Source organism: Pectobacterium parmentieri, from assembly GCF_001742145.1.
Classification (GTDB): domain Bacteria; phylum Pseudomonadota; class Gammaproteobacteria; order Enterobacterales; family Enterobacteriaceae; genus Pectobacterium; species Pectobacterium parmentieri.
On record NZ_CP015749.1, the window covers coordinates 321,533 to 337,778 of the forward strand.

A 16,246-nucleotide genomic window follows, 5' to 3' on the forward strand; every position below is an offset into this window, starting at 1 on the left:
TTTAGATTAATTATGTTGGAGTAAAACATTTACTCCAACGTGTTAATACACCTTATGAAAGAATGGGAGTGCTATTAGATGAAATAAAAACATAAACTGATTTTTATTATTTATTAATGGATTGATTAACAGGGAGACTTACCGTGATTTTTAGTAGAGCATCTTATAATCTACCTCTATTTTTATTGAAGATGGCAACGTTTTTGCTGTTAGTGTTAGTTTTTCCGGCTAAGGCTGAAGAAGGGATAAAAGAAAAATATCTGATTTCCTTTAAAACCTATAAAAGCACTTGCCTTCTAAGGATCAACGATCTTCCGGCTGGTGACAATACAACTATTCCTTCTAAAACTATGTCGGCGGGATTTAACCTGACGGCATTTTTAGAAAATGGAAACAATGATATTGAACTGTTGATGGGGCCGCAGGATTATGAGGATCCCAAAACGCTGTTTCCTGACTCATCCTGCCAGGTGATTGTTACTAAGGATACGGAGACAACCAGTACCGAAATCGCCAACTTTAAATTAAGCGTGAATGAAAAAGGTGAAATTACAGCGAGTGATTCTGCCACGACAACCAATAGTTCGACAGTGTTTGAAGGCTATACCAAAAATGAAAAAGACTATGGCTTCTATAAAGTCAGAGGTCGTCTGAAGGCCGCTGGTTTGCCTCGCTGGTCGTGGTTCAATGCCACCCCGGTGACAGAAGATGACCTGCAAAAAATCAAGGTGGCCTATACGGATATCTGGATGATGATGAAAGATCGTGATATTGAAGGCCTGAAAAAAGTCACACAGATCTCGAATCAGGAGATGGCCTTCGCGGAAGGATCCAATACGGGAATGATGTTTATTTCTACCGATTTCCCGCAGCATGTGATTGATAAACAGCTTACACCGGTTCCTATTGAATGGGATAAATACAAGATCATTAGATACCGCAATGGGCGACTTTTTCGCCTTGCTATTGGATTCTTCCAGAATTCACCACTGAAATTCAAAAATTCTAACGGCGATGTTGTTTTTACTTATAACCCTTATTTCTCGATAATAGATGGCAAGGTGACGCTGGTGAGGTAACGTGGGATTAATACCGAGTCGCTCATTTGCTTACTTCGGTAGTGTAATGGATGGATTAAAAAAGGACTGATAATGGGTAACGCAGTTAAATTAGGCGATAGTGACACCGGGCACGGTAGTCATCCACCGACTCCGGTTTCTGCTGGCTCATCAACGGTTAAAGTTGATGGTCTGCCATTGGCTCGGCAGGGCGAGCCTCTGGTTCCTCACGGCCACAGCCGGCACATCAGCGGCGGTTCATCCAGTGTGTTCGTTGATGGCAAGCCGGCTGCGCGCACCGGCGATGGGGTTGTAAGTATCCCGGTAAACCGAACCATTCACTTTTAGAGATCTTCCGACATACTGATTATGTTCCATTGAGGAGATCGCTATGCGCAAAGCCCGATTTACCGAGCACCAGATCATCGCCGTGTTGAAGTCTGTTGAAGCCGGACGTACCGTCAAAGACGTTTGTCGCGAAGCGGGGATATCCGAGGCCTCGTACTACAACTGGAAAGCCAAATTTGGTGGTATGGAAGCGTCTGATATCAAAAAGATGAAAGATCTGGAGGACGAAAACCGGCGGCTGAAACAGATGTTTGCCGATCTGAGTCTGGAGTGCCGTGCACTCAAAGATGTTATTGAAAAAAAGCTTTAAAACCAGCGATAAAGCGTGAGCTCGTCAATTACCTGACCGCGCAATTTACGATGAGCATCCGCCAGGCATGCAGGACGTTATCGCTGAGCAGGACGGTGTATTTGTACCAGCCCGACACCCGGCGTGATGAGCCGGTCGTTCAGGCGCTGACCGACATGGCTGAACGCTATCCGCGATACGGCTTCAAGAAGTTGTTCCAGAAGCTACGCAGGCAGGGTCACGCATGGAATCATAAACGCGTTCATCGTATTTATTGCTTACTGAAACTAAATTTTCGTCGTAAGGGAAAGCAGCGTTTGCCTGTGCGTAATCCCGCACCACTGGTGACCCCGGAACACCAGAATCAGAGCTGGTCAGTGGATTTTATGCATGATGCACTGGTGTGTGGCAGGCGTTTTCGCACGTTCAACGTGGTGGATGATTTTAATCGTGAAGTGCTGGCGATAGAAATTGACCTGAATATCCCGGCACAACGCGTTGTTCGGGTGTTGGACAGGATAGTGGCAAGCCGAGGATATCCGCTAAAGATGCGGATGGATAACGGTCCAGAGCTGGTCTCGCTGACGCTGGCGCAATGGGCGGAAGAGCATGGTGTAGCACTGGAATTTATTAAACCGGGCAAGCCAACACAGAATGCCTTTATTGAACGTTTTAACCGGACGTACCGAACAGAAATCCTGGATTTTTACCTGTTCAGAACGCTGAACGAAGCACGGGAAATCACGGAGCGCTGGCTGACGGAATACAACAGCGAACGGCCTCATGAATCCCTGAACAACCTGACCCCGGAAGAGTACCGGCTGATGGCTGAAAAACCGGAACTCTCAAAAAGTGCGTGGAACTAAAGCTGGGATACTTACAGGGTGAGCTGCGGCGGCGTGGTGATGGGCGGAGGAACGGTAAACATTGGATGACGGTTTCGCCGCGTCCGTGCGGCGTATTCTGATGTTCTTTGAAACATCTGGTTTGTCGTCACTTCAACGCTGTCTGAAATATCCCCTCTTTGACGTCTTGCGGTGTGACCACTCCGGTGTCGAGTACCCAGCCGCTGATTAATGCGGCGGGGGTGATGTCAAACGCCGGGTTGTAGACGGCAGCATTCTGCGGTGCCCACTGGCAGTGGCCGAAGCTGCCGGAAACGCCGGTGACTTCAGTAGCGGCGCGTTGTTCGATAGGAATGGCTCTGCCGTCCTGACACGCCGGATCGTGCGTGGTGTGCGGTGCGGCGACGTAAAACGGAATCTGGTGATAGTGTGCGAGCACCGCGAGGCTGTAAGTGCCGATCTTATTGGCGACATCGCCGTTGGCGGCAATGCGGTCTGCGCCGACCCAAATTGCATCGACCTGACCCTGCGCCATCAGGCTGGCGGCCATCGAGTCACAGATTAGCTGATAGGGAATGCCCAACTCGCCTAGCTCCCAGGCCGTAAGGCGTCCACCTTGTAAGAGCGGGCGGGTTTCATCGACCCACACCTGCGTAATTTTCCCCTGTTGGTGCGCACGCAGCAGTACGCCGATCGCGGTGCCGATGCCTGCGGTTGCCAGCCCGCCAGTGTTGCAGTGGGTTAGCAAGCGGCTATTTGGTTTCACCAGTGCTGCACCACGATCGGCGATGTGTTCGCACAATGCGCGATCTTCTTCTACCAACCGTAGGGCTTCCTGAACCAGCGCCGCGACGAACTGCGGCTGTGCCAGCGCCAGCTTCATGCGATCCAAATTGTTCATCAGGTTGACGGCGGTAGGGCGCGATGCCCGCAGCGTCTCCAGCGCCTGCGCCAGCTCATCCTGTGATAAGCCTTTTTCCGCCAGCAGCGCGAGCAGCAGGCTGGCAGACAGGCCAATTAGCGGCGCGCCGCGTACTCGTAGTGTCTGGATATGTTCAACCAGTGAAGCGACATCCGGGCACGGGCACCAGCGTTTCTCTTGCGGCAGCGCCTGCTGGTCGAGGATCCACAGTTGGTTATCAACGATTTTCAGGCTGGTTGTGTTAAGTGTCTGCATAGGTCGTTAAATCCATGTTGCATCGATATTCGTATTCTGCCAAGATGCCTGATAGATGTATAGACGTCCGAACGTTTTTATGTCCGTGTTTTTTATTGCAAAAAAATTTTAATTTCAGAATGGTTTTGATTACAGAATAGCGAGGAGTTGGAATGTCACTTTACCGCACTTTTACGGCGGATGATGCAGTGGAATATGCCCGCCAGTACGGTGGTGTCAGTCAACCGCAAACGCTGGTCGCCGCAGAAGAGATCGGCGATGGTAATCTGAATCTGGTGTTTAAAATTAAAGATGAAACAGGTATCAGTCGGGTGATTGTCAAACAGGCGCTGCCCTATGTGCGCTGCGTCGGGGAATCCTGGCCGTTGACGCTCGACCGTGCCCGTATTGAAGCCGAGACGTTACTGACGCACGCGCGTTTTTGTCCGCAACATACCGTGACCGTGCTATACCACGATCCCGAACTGGCGGTGATGGTGCAGGAAGATCTCTCCGATCATCGTATCTGGCGCAGCGAGTTGGTGAACGGTGCGGATTATCCTCAGGCGGCAGCGCAGTTAGGGGAATATCTGGCACAAACGTTATTCCATACGTCTGATTTCTATCAGCACCCGCATGAGAAGAAAGCGGCAGTAAGCCAGTTTACCAACCCTGAATTGTGCCAGATTACCGAAGATCTGTTTTTTACCGACCCCTATATCGATCACGAAAGAAATCAGTTTGACGCAGCGCTTACGCCGGATGTGCAGGCATTGCGTGACGATCGCGCGCTGAAGCTGGCGGTCGCTGGGTTGAAGCACCGTTTCCTGAGCAAAACCGAGGCGCTGCTGCATGGTGACATCCACAGTGGGTCGATCTTTGTGGCGGAAGGGCGCCTGAAGGCGATTGACGCCGAATTCGGTTTTTATGGGCCGATGGGGTTTGACGTTGGCACCGCTGTGGGCAACCTGCTGCTGAATTATTGTGGCTTACCGGGGCTGCTGGCTCCGCGTGAGGCGGCTGCAGGGCGTGAACGGCGTCTGGAAGATATCCGCACGCTATGGCAGACCTTTTCCGCCCGTTTTCTGGCTCTGAGCGAAAATGACGGCCGCGATCCGTCACTGGCAGAATCGGGCTATGCCGCGCTATTTTTGCAGCAGGTCTGGCTGGATGCTATTGGCTACTGTGGAACTGAATTGATTCGCCGCACGGTTGGGCTGGCGCACGTTGCCGATCTGGACAGCATTCAGGAGACGGAAGCGCGTCTGGCATGTCAGCGCCATACGATTTCGCTGGGCAGGACGTTAGTGCTGGCCGCCCCGCACATTGCTGATGTGGATGCGCTACTGGCTCGAGTGCGGCAGAGCGGTGCTTAATTAGCCACTCAATATTAGTCACACAATTTCAAGATCCGCTCCCGTCAACGAACCGGATGGGAGCGGCAATTCGATGATTTCTTATCTCTATTTTTTCCCTTTATTCATCATGGCCTGTAAATCCGCAAAAGGATTATGCGTAGCAACGCCAACATCTTTCTGCGCATCCTCACCGGCAACGACGGTCGAACCGTACATATCCGCATCGGTATATTTCGAATGCTCGTGGTCATGGCAATAGAGACACAGCATTTCCCAGTTACTGCCGTCTTCCGGGTTATTGCTGTGATCGTGATCGACGTGGTGAACGGTTAATTCACGCAGGTTGGAATAGACGAATTCGCGTGAACAACGACCACATACCCACGGGAAAAGTTTGAGCGCTTTTTCGCGGTAGCCGCTTTCAAGTCTGGCGTAGTTCTTGGGGATGTAAGCCATGTGTCAGGTTTCATTCAGAAGGAAAGATGACGTCGATTTTACAACTGATGAACGTGTAAAGGAAAGAACAGGCCGTCATATTGACGGCCTGATTCTATTTATGCCACTTCGGTTTTTCTTTCCGGCTGTGATACCGATTTAGGTTTGTTGGCGGCCAGTGCATCGAACGCAAAGTCGTCCACGTTGATAGAACGCAAGCGGCTGGCTTCGGCTTTAGTCAGAATATCCGCTTCTTCCACAGTAATTTGACCTTCTACCAGTGCCTGTTCTGCCAACTGATCCAATCGCATGAATGACAGCGGTTTATCGCTGGCTTTCGACAGGCGTTGGTAAATAGGCTCGGCGGCGATGATATCCAGCAAGGCTTCTTCCATCAGCCCAACGGGGTTATGTTCGCTGGCAACCAGATATTGGCCGCGTCCCAGACGATTGCGCGTTTCCGATGGCGTTTGCAGAATCTTCGCAACCTCATGATCGAGGTGGTCAGACGGTGCAGCGTAACGTCGTCCCAGCGGGAAGATAATGAAGGTCAATAACCCTGCGACGACACGATTCGGGAAGTTACGCAGCAGATCGTCCAGCGCCTGTTCTGCCTGATGTAGACTGTCCTGCACGCCCCAGTGCACCAGCGGGAGATCCGCTTTCTGACGACCTTCATCCTCATAGCGTTTCAGTGTCGCAGAAGCCAGATAGAGCTGGCTGAGAATATCCCCCAGACGGGCTGAGATACGCTCACGACGCTTCAGGCTACCGCCGAGTACCGCCATCGACACATCCGCCAACAGTGCCAGGTTTGCGCTGAGTCGGTTGAGCTGTTGATAGTAGCGACGCGTTTTGTCGTTCACTGGTGCGCGGCTTAGAAGGCCGTTGGTCAGGCCAAGCCAGAAGCTGCGCACTTTGTTGCTGGCGACGTGCCCGACGTGTCCAACCAGCGCCCGGTCAAAGCGTGGCACATCGTTGTCCTGTGCGGCTGCCATTTCATCCAAAACATAAGGATGACAGCGGATTGCGCCTTGCCCGAAGATGATCATACTGCGCGTCAGGATATTGGCCCCTTCCACGGTGATGGCAATCGGTGCGCCCTGATAGCTGCGTGCCAGAAAGTTGGATGGACCGAGACAGATACCTTTACCGCCGGCGATATCCATCGCATCCAGCACGCTGCGCTGACCGCGGTGGGTACAGTGATATTTGACGATAGCGGAGAGCACCGCTGGTTTTTCCCCCTGCATGATGCCGCTGGTAATCAACGTCGCAGCGGCATCCATCACATAAGCATTGCCCGCGATGCGTGCCAGCGGCTCTTCGATGCCTTCCATCTTGCCGATAGAGATTTTGAACTGGCGGCGGATGTGGGCATAAGCACCAATACCGAGGGCTATCGACTTCAGGCCGCCAGTGGAATTGGACGGTAGCGTAATACCGCGCCCGACTGACAGGCATTCCATCAGCATGCGCCAGCCCTGACCGGCCATCTTCGCACCACCGATGATGTAATCCAGCGGAACAAAAATGTTCTCACCCTGCGTCGGCCCGTTCTGGAACGGAACGTTCAGCGGGAAATGGCGGCGGCCGATTTTAACGCCATCGGTATCCGTCGGAATTAATGCACAGGTAATGCCTACGTCATCCTCATCACCTAGCAGGTGGTCAGGATCGTATAGCTTAAAGGCCAGCCCAAGCACGGTGGCGACTGGCGCGAGTGTGATATAGCGTTTGTTCCAGGTCAGACGCATGCCCACGACCTGTTCCCCGTGCCAGTTGCCATAGCAGACAATGCCGGTATCGGGAATCGAGCCGGCATCTGAACCGGCCTCCGGGCTGGTTAGCGCAAAGCAGGGAACTTCCTGACCGCGTGCCAGACGTGGCAGGTAGTGATCTTTTTGCGCCTCCGTCCCGTAGTGTTGTAGCAGTTCGCCGGGGCCGAGTGAGTTGGGCACACCGACGGTGATCGCCACAATACTGGATACGCCTGCCAGTTTTTGCAGCACCTGTGCTTGTGCATAGGCGGAGAATTCCAGCCCACCATATTGTTTTTTGATGATCATGGCGAAGAAGCGATGTTCTTTTAAAAACGCCCATAGTTCCGGTGGAATATCAGCGCGTTCGTGGGTGATTTCAAAGTCGTTGGCCATCCGGCAGGCTTCTTCAACTGGCCCGTCGATAAATGCCTGCTCTTCAGCGGTCAATTGCGGACGCGGGTAGTGATGCAGCTTTTTCCAGTCCGGCGCGCCGCGAAATAGATCGCCTTCCCACCAGGTCGTTCCTGCATCGATCGCTTCTTTCTCCGTGTTCGACATCGGCGGCATGACCTTCTGGAACATGCGCAGCGCGGAAGCGGAAACCAGTTTTTGACGCAGGGCGGGAACCGTGATCGGAACCAGTAAAATCACAAGTGGAATCATCAACCAGATGGGCCACAGCAACATGGCGGACATCGCTGCAAAGTACGCCAGTAGGATGGCACTGCCGAGCAGTAGGCTGAGCCGATGGTAAAACATCGCCCCGATAATAATCAGTAGGAGGAGGGTACTGATAGCAACCATAACGAGTCTCCAGCATAGTGATCGAATTGAGATTTTTACCCCGCCACCGCGTGTTTACGACAGTGGAAAGCGGGGACTATATTCATCAGTGAAATAAGGCGTAATAGGACAATATTGTAAGAGGTCTGACCTGTTGCTTATATTTGTTGTAGTTTATCTGCTTATTTTTATCAATTTGTTTACATCATAATTACAACTCACTTCACAAACCAAGTGGCTGCCGTGAGTTTTCTGACAGGCATCAGCGATCCTCTCGATCCCGTGATTACACGCTTCTCGCTGTTGGTACGATCCGCTACACTGCAACACAGAATAGAATGCTGTCACCAGACAAAATGAGAGGGTTCCATGTATCAGGATTTAATCCGTAGTGAGCTGAAAGAAGCGGCAGAAACACTGAATAATTTCTTGAGTGATGATGCGAATATTCAGTCGATTCAAAACGCTGCGGTATTGTTGGCTAACGCTTTTAAAGCGGGTGGTAAAGTGATCTCCTGCGGTAACGGTGGCTCACACTGTGATGCGATGCACTTTGCTGAAGAACTGACGGGTCGCTACCGTGAAAATCGTCCTGGCTACCCGGCTATTGCGATTTCCGATCCAAGCCACCTGTCCTGTGTCAGCAATGATTTTGGCTACGATTTTGTCTTCTCCCGTTACGTTGAATCACTGGGACGTGAAGGCGATGTGCTGTTGGGGATTTCCACTTCCGGTAATTCTGGCAATATTATTAAAGCGATTGCGGCGGCAAAAGCGAAAGGCATGAAGGTCATTACGCTAACGGGGAAAGACGGCGGTAAAATGGCAGGATCGGCCGATGTAGAAATCCGTGTTCCGCACTTCGGCTATGCTGACCGCATTCAGGAAATCCATATCAAAGCGATTCACATCCTGATTCAACTGATTGAAAAAGAGATGGCAGATCAGTAAGCCGCTTAATAATAGGTTCTAAATAGTTCGAGTTTCAGGTCGCTAACGCATAGGCAACGTGAAATATGACGAGAAGGGAAGGGTAGGAAGTCAGATGTGTGAACTGCTGGGGATGAGCGCGAATGTACCGACGGATATCTGCTTTAGTTTTACCGGGCTGATACAACGCGGTGGGAACACCGGGCCGCACCGGGATGGCTGGGGGATTACCTTTTATGAAGGGAATGGTTGTCGCACGTTCAAAGATCCGCTGCCAAGCTATAACTCGCCGATTGCCCGGCTGGTGCAGGATTATCCGATCAAATCGTGCGCGGTGATTTCACATATTCGACAGGCGAATCGCGGCGCGGTGTCGTTGGAAAATACCCATCCCTTTACCCGTGAGCTGTGGGGACGAAACTGGACGTATGCCCACAACGGGCAACTGAAAGGCTACAACACCCTGAAAACGGGGATGTTTCGCCCTGTCGGCCAGACGGACAGCGAATTTGCTTTCTGCTGGCTGTTGTCCCAACTGTCTGAGCGCTATCCGCGCACGCCGGGCAACTGGCCTGCAGTATTCCGCTATATCGCTAAACAAGCGGATGTCTTGCGGGAGAAAGGCGTGTTTAACATGCTGCTGTCGGACGGGCGTTTTGTGATGGGGTATTGCTCAACCAAACTCTATTGGATCACCCGCCGCGCGCCGTTTGGTAAAGCGACGCTGTTGGATCAGGATGTAGAGATTGATTTCCAACAGCAGACAACACCCAATGATGTTGTCACCGTGCTGGCGACGCAGCCGCTAACGGGTAACGAAACCTGGCATCAGATCATGCCAGGTGAATTCGTTCTATTTTGTTTCGGCGAGCGCATACTTTAAGGTCGGCTGACTGGTCATCAGAGGTGGATTAACGACGTATTGTCCGTTAAAAACCGTGATGGCCGGTGGCTGATTGTGCTGATTAAAGTAAGCGTACCCCGGCTGAAGCTGTTTCCAGAAGCTGGCGTAAGTGGAATTACGGTGGCGCTGCATGTTCTGCTCCGTCATGCGGAACGGATAGATGGCGATATCAATTTTCGCCTGCCCGTTGCGTAGCGCCGCTTCAGCATAGCGATAAATCACATCCATGTAATTGTTGGTCATGGCATAGCAGCCAACCGATACACATTCACCGTGGATCATTAAATAGCGGCCGGAATATCCTTGTGATTTATCATAGTCGTTAGGGAAACCGATATTGATCGCACGGTAATAGTGGCTGTCCGGCTTGAGCTGACGCAGATCGACCTGATAGAAGCCTTCCGGGCTTTTTAAATCGCCTTCAACGCGTTTTGGCCCTAATCCGCCCGAATATTTACAAATTGGATATTGTTCCAATAAACGATATTCGTTGCCGACTTTCGCATAAAGTTCGAATATTCGCTCTTCTTTAAAGATCTGAATATAGATCGGAGAGCCTAATAATTGCTGTTTTAATTCTTTTGCTATCGGCGCAAGCGGCGGAGACGTCTCGCTGGCGGCGCTGGTAACAACAAGAGAAGGCAAAAAAAACAACATCGCAAACGACAGCGCGATTTTTTGCATTATGGTTCCTGATAATAAAATTGCTGTGCTACACGCGGCATCCGCGTCGCGCTACTGGTGTTTTAGCGAAAGCGTTGGGACAGCCGTTATCGGTATCTATTTCTTCGTCGCTGAATAGATAACGACGAAAGCGAAATCACATTATCATTGGTTTCATATTAATCAAGCGTTGAAAAGCGCTAGGAAATAACATTTACAAAAAACGGCCCGAAAGAATGCGGACCGCTCAGTTTGAGGTCGTTAATTGTGGGGGGTGAATGCGTCAGGCGCGGGTGGCTTCGATCATCATAATGTCGGTGACAAAGGAACCGTCGGCCTGTACCTCAAAATGTTGCACCACCTCGTCCGCCAGCGTTTTTTGCAACTCACGGATGGCGATAGCGAAGTGTTCTGGCGTGCGCATACGGGCGATCCAACTGCTGAATTCCAGCGTCAACCTGTCGCTGGTGACGTTACGCACGATAAACCCTGCTTCGGTAAACAGACTCAGCCATTCGCCCGGCGCGTAATTACGCACGTGTGAGGTATCGCGCAGTTTCTCTACCGTCTGCAAATAGCTGTCCAGCAGCGGATGGCCGGGCGACACGACATCCATCATGATTACGTGCCCACCCGGTTTCAGAACGCGCCGCATTTCACGTAACGCCTGCCCGACATCATGCCAGTGGTGGGCCGAATAACGGCTGATGATGATGTCTGCACTGCCGTTATCGAACGGTAAAGATTCGGCTACGCCTTGCTGAACGCGGATATTATTCAGCCCTTTTTGCACAGCGGTCTGGCTCACCACATCCAACATTTGAGATGACAGGTCATAGGCGACAACTTCTGCGACGGCCTGCGCGGCGACGAAGCTGGCATGTCCCGCGCCGCAGCCGATATCGATCACCTGCGTCTGTGGGAAAGGGGCTAATAAAGCAGCCAGACGGGTTAAGTCTTTACCCTGCGCATGTACCGCGCTGGTCAGGTAGTTCTGTGCCTGTGAGCCGAACTGGTCTTCGACACGACGATTATGATCCTGTTGATCTTTCATATTGCTCTCGCTTTATCTCAATGGTTAAACGGCGGCGCGCCTGCCAATAAAGAAGACCTTAGTCTGAGAACACTATAATGAGGGAAAAATACGGGTACAATATGAGCATTTATACGGGTATAAAATACTCCCTGTTTGATTAACACGGTTTTTACTGATGCTGCTGTCACCGTAAGCTGCCTATACGAACGGGATGAAAAGGACGCCTGACTGATGTCTGCAAATACGTTTATGTCTGCCAATTCTCTGAGTGGCCCAAAAGCGCTGGGGGCTTTCTTACGGGCGTTGCGTGAGCGAACTACGCCGGAAATGGTCGGTCTGCCTGCCTCTGGGCGGCGGCGCACCAGCGGATTACGCCGCGAAGAATTGGCGCAAATCGCCCGAATCAGTACCACCTGGTATACCTGGCTTGAACAGGGACGTGATGTGTCTGCTTCGGCATCTGCGTTGACTCGTTTATCGCAGGCGTTAAAACTTGAACCCGCCGAGCGTGATTACCTTTTTAGCCTTGCTGGCGTGAAGGACCCTCAGAAGCAGAATAGATCCACGCCGCTGGATGCACAGGTCGCCGCCAGCCTGCACCATATTGCCTGCCCGGCATATCTTCTGGATGGTTGCTGGAATATGCTGGCGTGGAATGCACCGTCGGAGCAGCTATTTGCCGGATGGCTGGAAAACGATCCAGAGCCGAATCTACTGCGCTTCATGTTTCTTAATCCATTGGCACGATCGCTGGTGGTGGACTGGCCGGAACGCGCCAGGCGTGTGGTGGCGGAGTTTCGTGCGGAATCAAGTCATTACGCGTCTACGGAATCCGTTCGGAAAATCGTGATGAGGCTGTGTGAAGACAGTCACGAGTTCAACCTTTGGTGGTCGCAGCAGGCCGTTACCGCCCGTGAAGGCGGCGAGCGACGTTTTCACCATCCTCTACTTGGCGATGTAGCCTACCATCAACAGACTTTCCATCCTGTCGGACATGGGGACGTTAAACTGGTGATGCTCATCATGCAGTAAACGCGTCAGCATCACGCAACTTGTCTACACTGACTTTGATCTGTATATTCATACAGTGTTATCAGAGGGCCTGTATGCGCAAAATCATTCATGTTGATATGGACTGCTTCTACGCAGCAATTGAGATGCGTGATAACCCGCGCCTGCGCGATATCCCTCTGGCGATTGGTGGAAGCGCCGATCGACGTGGTGTCATCAGTACCGCTAACTATCCTGCCCGACGTTACGGTGTCCGCAGCGCGATGGCAACGGCAACCGCCTTGCGCTTGTGTCCACAGCTCACGTTGTTACCGGGGCGTATGGAGGTGTATAAGTCCACTTCGCGCCAAATCCGCGAGATATTTTCCCGCTACACCGCACTGATTGAACCCCTTTCTCTGGATGAAGCCTATCTGGATGTCACCGATAGCCCGCACTGTAACGGTTCGGCGACGCGCATTGCCGAAGAAATCCGTAGAACCATTGCGAATGAATTGAATCTGACAGCTTCGGCAGGCATTGCGCCGATCAAGTTTCTGGCGAAGATCGCGTCCGAGTTAAATAAGCCGAATGGACAATATGTGATTACACCGGAGCAGGTGGATGATTTCCTGCTGGCGCTGCCGCTGGAGAAGATCCCTGGCGTAGGGAAAGTGACGGCGAAACGGCTGGAAGAGCGTGGGCTGTATACCTGTACCGATGTGCGGGGGTATGCGCTGGCGGATCTGCTGAAAGAATTCGGCAAGTTTGGCCGCGTGCTGTGGGAGCGATGTCAGGGGATCGACGATAGGCAGATTTCACCGGATCGGCTGAGGAAATCGGTCGGGGTGGAGAAGACGCTGGCGCAGGATATCCATGACTGGGATCAGTGTGAAAACCTGATTGAACAGCTTTATCAGGAGCTGGAAGTCCGTTTGCAACGGGTGAAACCCGATCTGCATATTGCGCGTCAGGGCGTCAAACTCAAGTTTGATGATTTTCAGCAAACGACGCAGGAACATGTGTGGCCGATGTTGAATAAACAGGATTTGTTGAAGCTGGCGCAACAAACCTGGCAGGAGCGACGTAAATCTCGAGGCGTCCGACTGGTTGGGCTGCATGTGACGCTGCTCGACCCGCAAATTGAGCGACAGCTAGTATTTGATTGGGGATAGCAGGGGCTGGCTGGGAGTAAAAAGGCGACAGATATCCGTCGCCTCGGTTTTTACAACAATACGCTTAGGCGCGTGGCGGAATCGCTTTCAGCAATTCTGTCAGCAATTTCCAGTACAGATCCACGCTGCCGATGTGAACTTGCTCATCCGGCGAGTGCGGTCCGGTGATGGTCGGCCCAATGGAAACCATATCCATGTCTGGATACGGCTTCTTGAACAGGCCACATTCCAGACCTGCGTGGATCACCATGATGTTCGGCGTCTTATTGAACAGCTTCTGATAGGTTTCGCGCACCAGCGCCATGACCGGCGAATGTGCATCCGGCTGCCAGCCTGGATAGCCGCCTTTCGGCGATGTTTTTGCGCCAGCCAATTCACCCAACGCTGTCAACGTACCAACTACGGCGTCTTTACCGCTGTCGATCAGTGAACGAATCAGGCAGATAATTTCTGCGTGGTCGTCTTCCATGGTGACAACGCCGAGGTTCAGTGAGGTTTCCACCACGCCTTTGACATCGTCGCTCATGCGGATCACGCCGTTTGGCGTCGCGTTGAGCAGCGCCAGTAGACGGTCGCGGCAGTCCTGCGTCAGCGGGTGCTCATTGCTGTCGTTGGCTTCCACCAGCACAGTCAGGTTTTTCTCAACGGCAGACAGCTCATTTTTCAACACGGCCAGATACTCCTGGCTCAGCGTCTTCAACTGTTCGACGTTAGCGGCAGGCAGTGACAGCGTGGCGAAGGCTTCACGTGGAATCGCGTTACGCAGTGTACCGCCGTTCAGATCGAGAATGCGGAGATCCAATGCTTTCGCCTGCTCGAACAGGAAGCGTGCCAGCAGCTTGTTGGCGTTGCCCAACCCCAGATGGATATCGCAGCCAGAATGGCCGCCTTTCAGCCCTTTAATCGTCAGTTTCAACGTTTGATAACCAACAGGCGGCATTTCGCGCACCAGCGGCAGACGGGTAATGAAATCAATACCGCCCGCGCAACCCATGTAGATTTCGCCTTCTTCTTCTGAATCGGTATTGATCAGAATTTCGCCTTGAAGCCAGTTAGGTTGCAGGCCAAACGCGCCATCCATGCCTGCTTCTTCGGTCATCGTCAGCAGCACTTCCAGTGGGCCGTGCTCGACGTTTGGAGCGGCCAGCACCGCTAGTGCGGAAGCCATACCAATACCGTTATCTGCGCCTAACGTGGTGCCGCGTGCTTTGAGCCATTCACCGTCAACATAAGGCTGGATAGGATCGGTCGTAAAATCGTGTACGGTATCGTTGTTTTTCTGCGGCACCATGTCCAGATGCGCCTGCAACACGACAGGTTTACGGTTTTCCATGCCTGCGGTTGCCGCTTTGCGCAGCAGAATATTGCCAACCTGATCGCGCTCGGCATAGATGCCTTTCTCTTTAGCCCATTCCAGAATATGCGCGGCCAGCGCTTCCTCATGATAAGAAGGGTGCGGGATAGAACAGATTTTAGCGAAAATATCCCACAGAGGCTGGGGGGAAAGTTGAGACAATTCAGACACTATTGCAGTCTCCTTTTTAGCGGCCAGCCTTCGCGTTCTGGCGGGCAGGGCTATAGGTTAAAAGTTAATCGTGGTTAGCCATTTAACATGGCGTGTTGCAACAGAATATCATTTTCCATCAAAGCAGGGGAAATTGCCGTCGTCCCCGCTTATTTTCCCCGCTGAAATATGAATCCGCAGGTTTGGCAGGGCGCAGGTTATCAGGAAAAACTCGGTTCTCTCGTTGAGAAAAACTGGTTTTTATGTTGTTGGCTATCTATAATCTCGCGCAACCTTTTTCCCCCCTCAGACTCAACTTAAGCCGGTTTTTATTCGGCTGGGATATATTTTATGAGCGAAAAGTACGTCGTAACCTGGGATATGTTGCAAATTCATGCCCGCAAACTGGCACAGCGTTTACTGCCAGCCGATCAATGGAAAGGCATCATTGCCGTCAGTCGTGGTGGTCTGGTTCCTGGCGCGCTGCTGGCGCGTGAGCTTGGCATTCGTCACGTTGATACCGTTTGCATCTCCAGTTATGACCATGACAACCAGCGCGAAATGAAAGTGATCAAGCGTGCCGAGGGAGATGGCGAAGGATTTATCGTGGTTGACGATCTGGTTGATACCGGTGGTACGGCAAAAGCGATTCGTGATATGTATCCGAAGGCGCATTTTGTAACCATTTTCGCCAAACCTGCTGGTCAACCGCTGGTCGATGACTACGTAATTGATATCCCGCAGGATACTTGGATTGAACAGCCGTGGGATATGGGCGTGGTGTTTGTTCCGCCTTTGTCTGGCCGTTAATCGCCAGAACGAATATCGATTCCCAACAATGCCCGGTTTAGCCGGGCATTGTTGTTTCTACTCTCCCGTTATTTTTAGCGTAGGCTTTGATCCGATCGTGTGTTTCTGCCGTTGGCATTTGTCTTCCCTGGCTTGAGTTCGTTACACTTTAGCGGATGACGAAGATGTCGTCTGATGTCCGCTAACAGCGGTTTACATT

15 protein-coding genes are annotated in these 16,246 nt (G+C 52.0%); 9 read left to right on the plus strand and 6 right to left on the minus strand.

Going from position 1 to position 16,246, the window contains the following annotated elements; translation table 11 throughout:
- Positions 1 to 143 precede the first annotated feature (143 nt).
- From A8F97_RS01385 to A8F97_RS01400, 3 genes are all read left to right on the plus strand, one after another.
- Positions 144 to 1,079 (plus strand): IdsF, encoded by a 936-nt coding sequence (locus tag A8F97_RS01385; protein ID WP_083255951.1) that lies wholly within the window; start codon positions 144 to 146, stop codon positions 1,077 to 1,079.
- A 72-nt stretch (positions 1,080 to 1,151) separates the two neighbouring features.
- Positions 1,152 to 1,406 (plus strand): PAAR domain-containing protein, encoded by a 255-nt coding sequence (locus A8F97_RS01390; RefSeq protein ID WP_050512672.1) that lies wholly within the window; start codon positions 1,152 to 1,154, stop codon positions 1,404 to 1,406.
- 43 nt (positions 1,407 to 1,449) lie between these two features.
- Positions 1,450 to 2,561, plus strand: a protein-coding gene (locus A8F97_RS01400) for an IS3 family transposase (protein WP_121313211.1) whose coding sequence is annotated in 2 segments (ribosomal slippage) — positions 1,450 to 1,711 and positions 1,711 to 2,561 — 1,113 coding nt in all. Because the reading frame shifts where the segments join, the coding sequence is not laid out codon by codon here.
- A 127-nt stretch (positions 2,562 to 2,688) separates the two neighbouring features.
- On the opposite strand, the gene mtnA is transcribed toward A8F97_RS01400, so the two are convergent.
- A complete protein-coding gene (mtnA, locus tag A8F97_RS01405) occupies positions 2,689 to 3,717 on the minus strand; it encodes an S-methyl-5-thioribose-1-phosphate isomerase (protein ID WP_033071886.1) in 1,029 nt (342 codons plus the stop codon).
- 152 nt (positions 3,718 to 3,869) lie between these two features.
- Here mtnA and mtnK point away from each other — a divergent pair, with 152 nt between their 5' ends.
- A complete protein-coding gene (mtnK, locus tag A8F97_RS01410) occupies positions 3,870 to 5,072 on the plus strand; it encodes an S-methyl-5-thioribose kinase (protein ID WP_033071885.1) in 1,203 nt (400 codons plus the stop codon).
- A gap of 87 nt (positions 5,073 to 5,159) precedes the next feature.
- Here the strand turns inward: mtnK and yajD are convergent, their stop codons facing one another.
- Positions 5,160 to 5,510: an HNH nuclease YajD gene (gene yajD / locus A8F97_RS01415; RefSeq protein ID WP_005975722.1), complete on the minus strand. Its 351-nt coding sequence runs from the start codon at positions 5,508 to 5,510 to the stop codon at positions 5,160 to 5,162.
- Positions 5,511 to 5,608: 98 nt separating this feature from the next.
- A complete protein-coding gene (fadE, locus tag A8F97_RS01420; protein WP_033071884.1) occupies positions 5,609 to 8,056 on the minus strand; it encodes an acyl-CoA dehydrogenase FadE in 2,448 nt (815 codons plus the stop codon).
- A gap of 348 nt (positions 8,057 to 8,404) precedes the next feature.
- Here fadE and lpcA point away from each other — a divergent pair, with 348 nt between their 5' ends.
- The gene (lpcA, locus tag A8F97_RS01425; RefSeq protein ID WP_005975726.1) at positions 8,405 to 8,986 is read left to right on the plus strand and encodes a D-sedoheptulose 7-phosphate isomerase; all 582 of its coding nucleotides are present in this window, start codon (positions 8,405 to 8,407) and stop codon (positions 8,984 to 8,986) included.
- Between the two features lie 94 nt (positions 8,987 to 9,080).
- Positions 9,081 to 9,848 carry a class II glutamine amidotransferase gene (locus tag A8F97_RS01430; RefSeq protein WP_014701118.1) on the plus strand — a complete coding sequence of 256 codons (768 nt, stop codon included), beginning with the start codon at positions 9,081 to 9,083 and terminating at the stop codon, positions 9,846 to 9,848.
- Here the strand turns inward: A8F97_RS01430 and dpaA are convergent.
- Together dpaA and A8F97_RS01440 are read right to left on the minus strand one after the other, a co-directional pair.
- Entirely contained in the window at positions 9,819 to 10,553 is a 735-nt protein-coding gene (gene dpaA / locus A8F97_RS01435; protein WP_014701117.1) for a peptidoglycan meso-diaminopimelic acid protein amidase, read from the minus strand. The two genes, A8F97_RS01430 and dpaA, sit on opposite strands and share 30 nt — an antisense overlap.
- Before the next feature lie 262 nt (positions 10,554 to 10,815).
- Positions 10,816 to 11,586, minus strand: coding sequence for a class I SAM-dependent methyltransferase (locus A8F97_RS01440; RefSeq protein ID WP_033071883.1), 771 nt, complete (start codon positions 11,584 to 11,586; stop codon positions 10,816 to 10,818).
- Positions 11,587 to 11,799: 213 nt separating this feature from the next.
- Here A8F97_RS01440 and A8F97_RS01445 point away from each other — a divergent pair, with 213 nt between their 5' ends.
- A complete protein-coding gene (locus A8F97_RS01445; RefSeq protein WP_033071882.1) occupies positions 11,800 to 12,600 on the plus strand; it encodes a helix-turn-helix transcriptional regulator in 801 nt (266 codons plus the stop codon).
- A 74-nt stretch (positions 12,601 to 12,674) separates the two neighbouring features.
- Positions 12,675 to 13,733, plus strand: coding sequence for a DNA polymerase IV (gene dinB, locus A8F97_RS01450; RefSeq protein ID WP_014701114.1), 1,059 nt, complete (start codon positions 12,675 to 12,677; stop codon positions 13,731 to 13,733).
- Between the two features lie 64 nt (positions 13,734 to 13,797).
- Here dinB and pepD read toward each other — a convergent pair whose 3' ends face one another.
- Positions 13,798 to 15,258: a beta-Ala-His dipeptidase gene (gene pepD, locus A8F97_RS01455; protein ID WP_033071881.1), complete on the minus strand. Its 1,461-nt coding sequence runs from the start codon at positions 15,256 to 15,258 to the stop codon at positions 13,798 to 13,800.
- A 330-nt stretch (positions 15,259 to 15,588) separates the two neighbouring features.
- On the opposite strand from pepD, the gene gpt reads away from it, so the two are divergent.
- The gene (gene gpt / locus A8F97_RS01460; protein ID WP_005975741.1) at positions 15,589 to 16,047 is read left to right on the plus strand and encodes a xanthine phosphoribosyltransferase; all 459 of its coding nucleotides are present in this window, start codon (positions 15,589 to 15,591) and stop codon (positions 16,045 to 16,047) included.
- Positions 16,048 to 16,246: the final 199 nt, after the last annotated feature.

What these genes read in the sequence shown, in the direction of transcription:
- A8F97_RS01390 (WP_050512672.1), top strand. Translation starts at nt 1,152, where the DNA reads ATGGGTAACGCAGTTAAATTAGGCGATAGTGACACCGGGCACGGTAGT.
- mtnA (WP_033071886.1), bottom strand. Translation starts at nt 3,717, where the DNA reads ATGCAGACACTTAACACAACCAGCCTGAAAATCGTTGATAACCAACTG.
- mtnK (WP_033071885.1), top strand. Translation starts at nt 3,870, where the DNA reads ATGTCACTTTACCGCACTTTTACGGCGGATGATGCAGTGGAATATGCC.
- yajD (WP_005975722.1), bottom strand. Translation starts at nt 5,510, where the DNA reads ATGGCTTACATCCCCAAGAACTACGCCAGACTTGAAAGCGGCTACCGC.
- fadE (WP_033071884.1), bottom strand. Translation starts at nt 8,056, where the DNA reads ATGGTTGCTATCAGTACCCTCCTCCTACTGATTATTATCGGGGCGATG.
- lpcA (WP_005975726.1), top strand. Translation starts at nt 8,405, where the DNA reads ATGTATCAGGATTTAATCCGTAGTGAGCTGAAAGAAGCGGCAGAAACA.
- A8F97_RS01430 (WP_014701118.1), top strand. Translation starts at nt 9,081, where the DNA reads ATGTGTGAACTGCTGGGGATGAGCGCGAATGTACCGACGGATATCTGC.
- dpaA (WP_014701117.1), bottom strand. Translation starts at nt 10,553, where the DNA reads ATGCAAAAAATCGCGCTGTCGTTTGCGATGTTGTTTTTTTTGCCTTCT.
- A8F97_RS01440 (WP_033071883.1), bottom strand. Translation starts at nt 11,586, where the DNA reads ATGAAAGATCAACAGGATCATAATCGTCGTGTCGAAGACCAGTTCGGC.
- A8F97_RS01445 (WP_033071882.1), top strand. Translation starts at nt 11,800, where the DNA reads ATGTCTGCAAATACGTTTATGTCTGCCAATTCTCTGAGTGGCCCAAAA.
- dinB (WP_014701114.1), top strand. Translation starts at nt 12,675, where the DNA reads ATGCGCAAAATCATTCATGTTGATATGGACTGCTTCTACGCAGCAATT.
- gpt (WP_005975741.1), top strand. Translation starts at nt 15,589, where the DNA reads ATGAGCGAAAAGTACGTCGTAACCTGGGATATGTTGCAAATTCATGCC.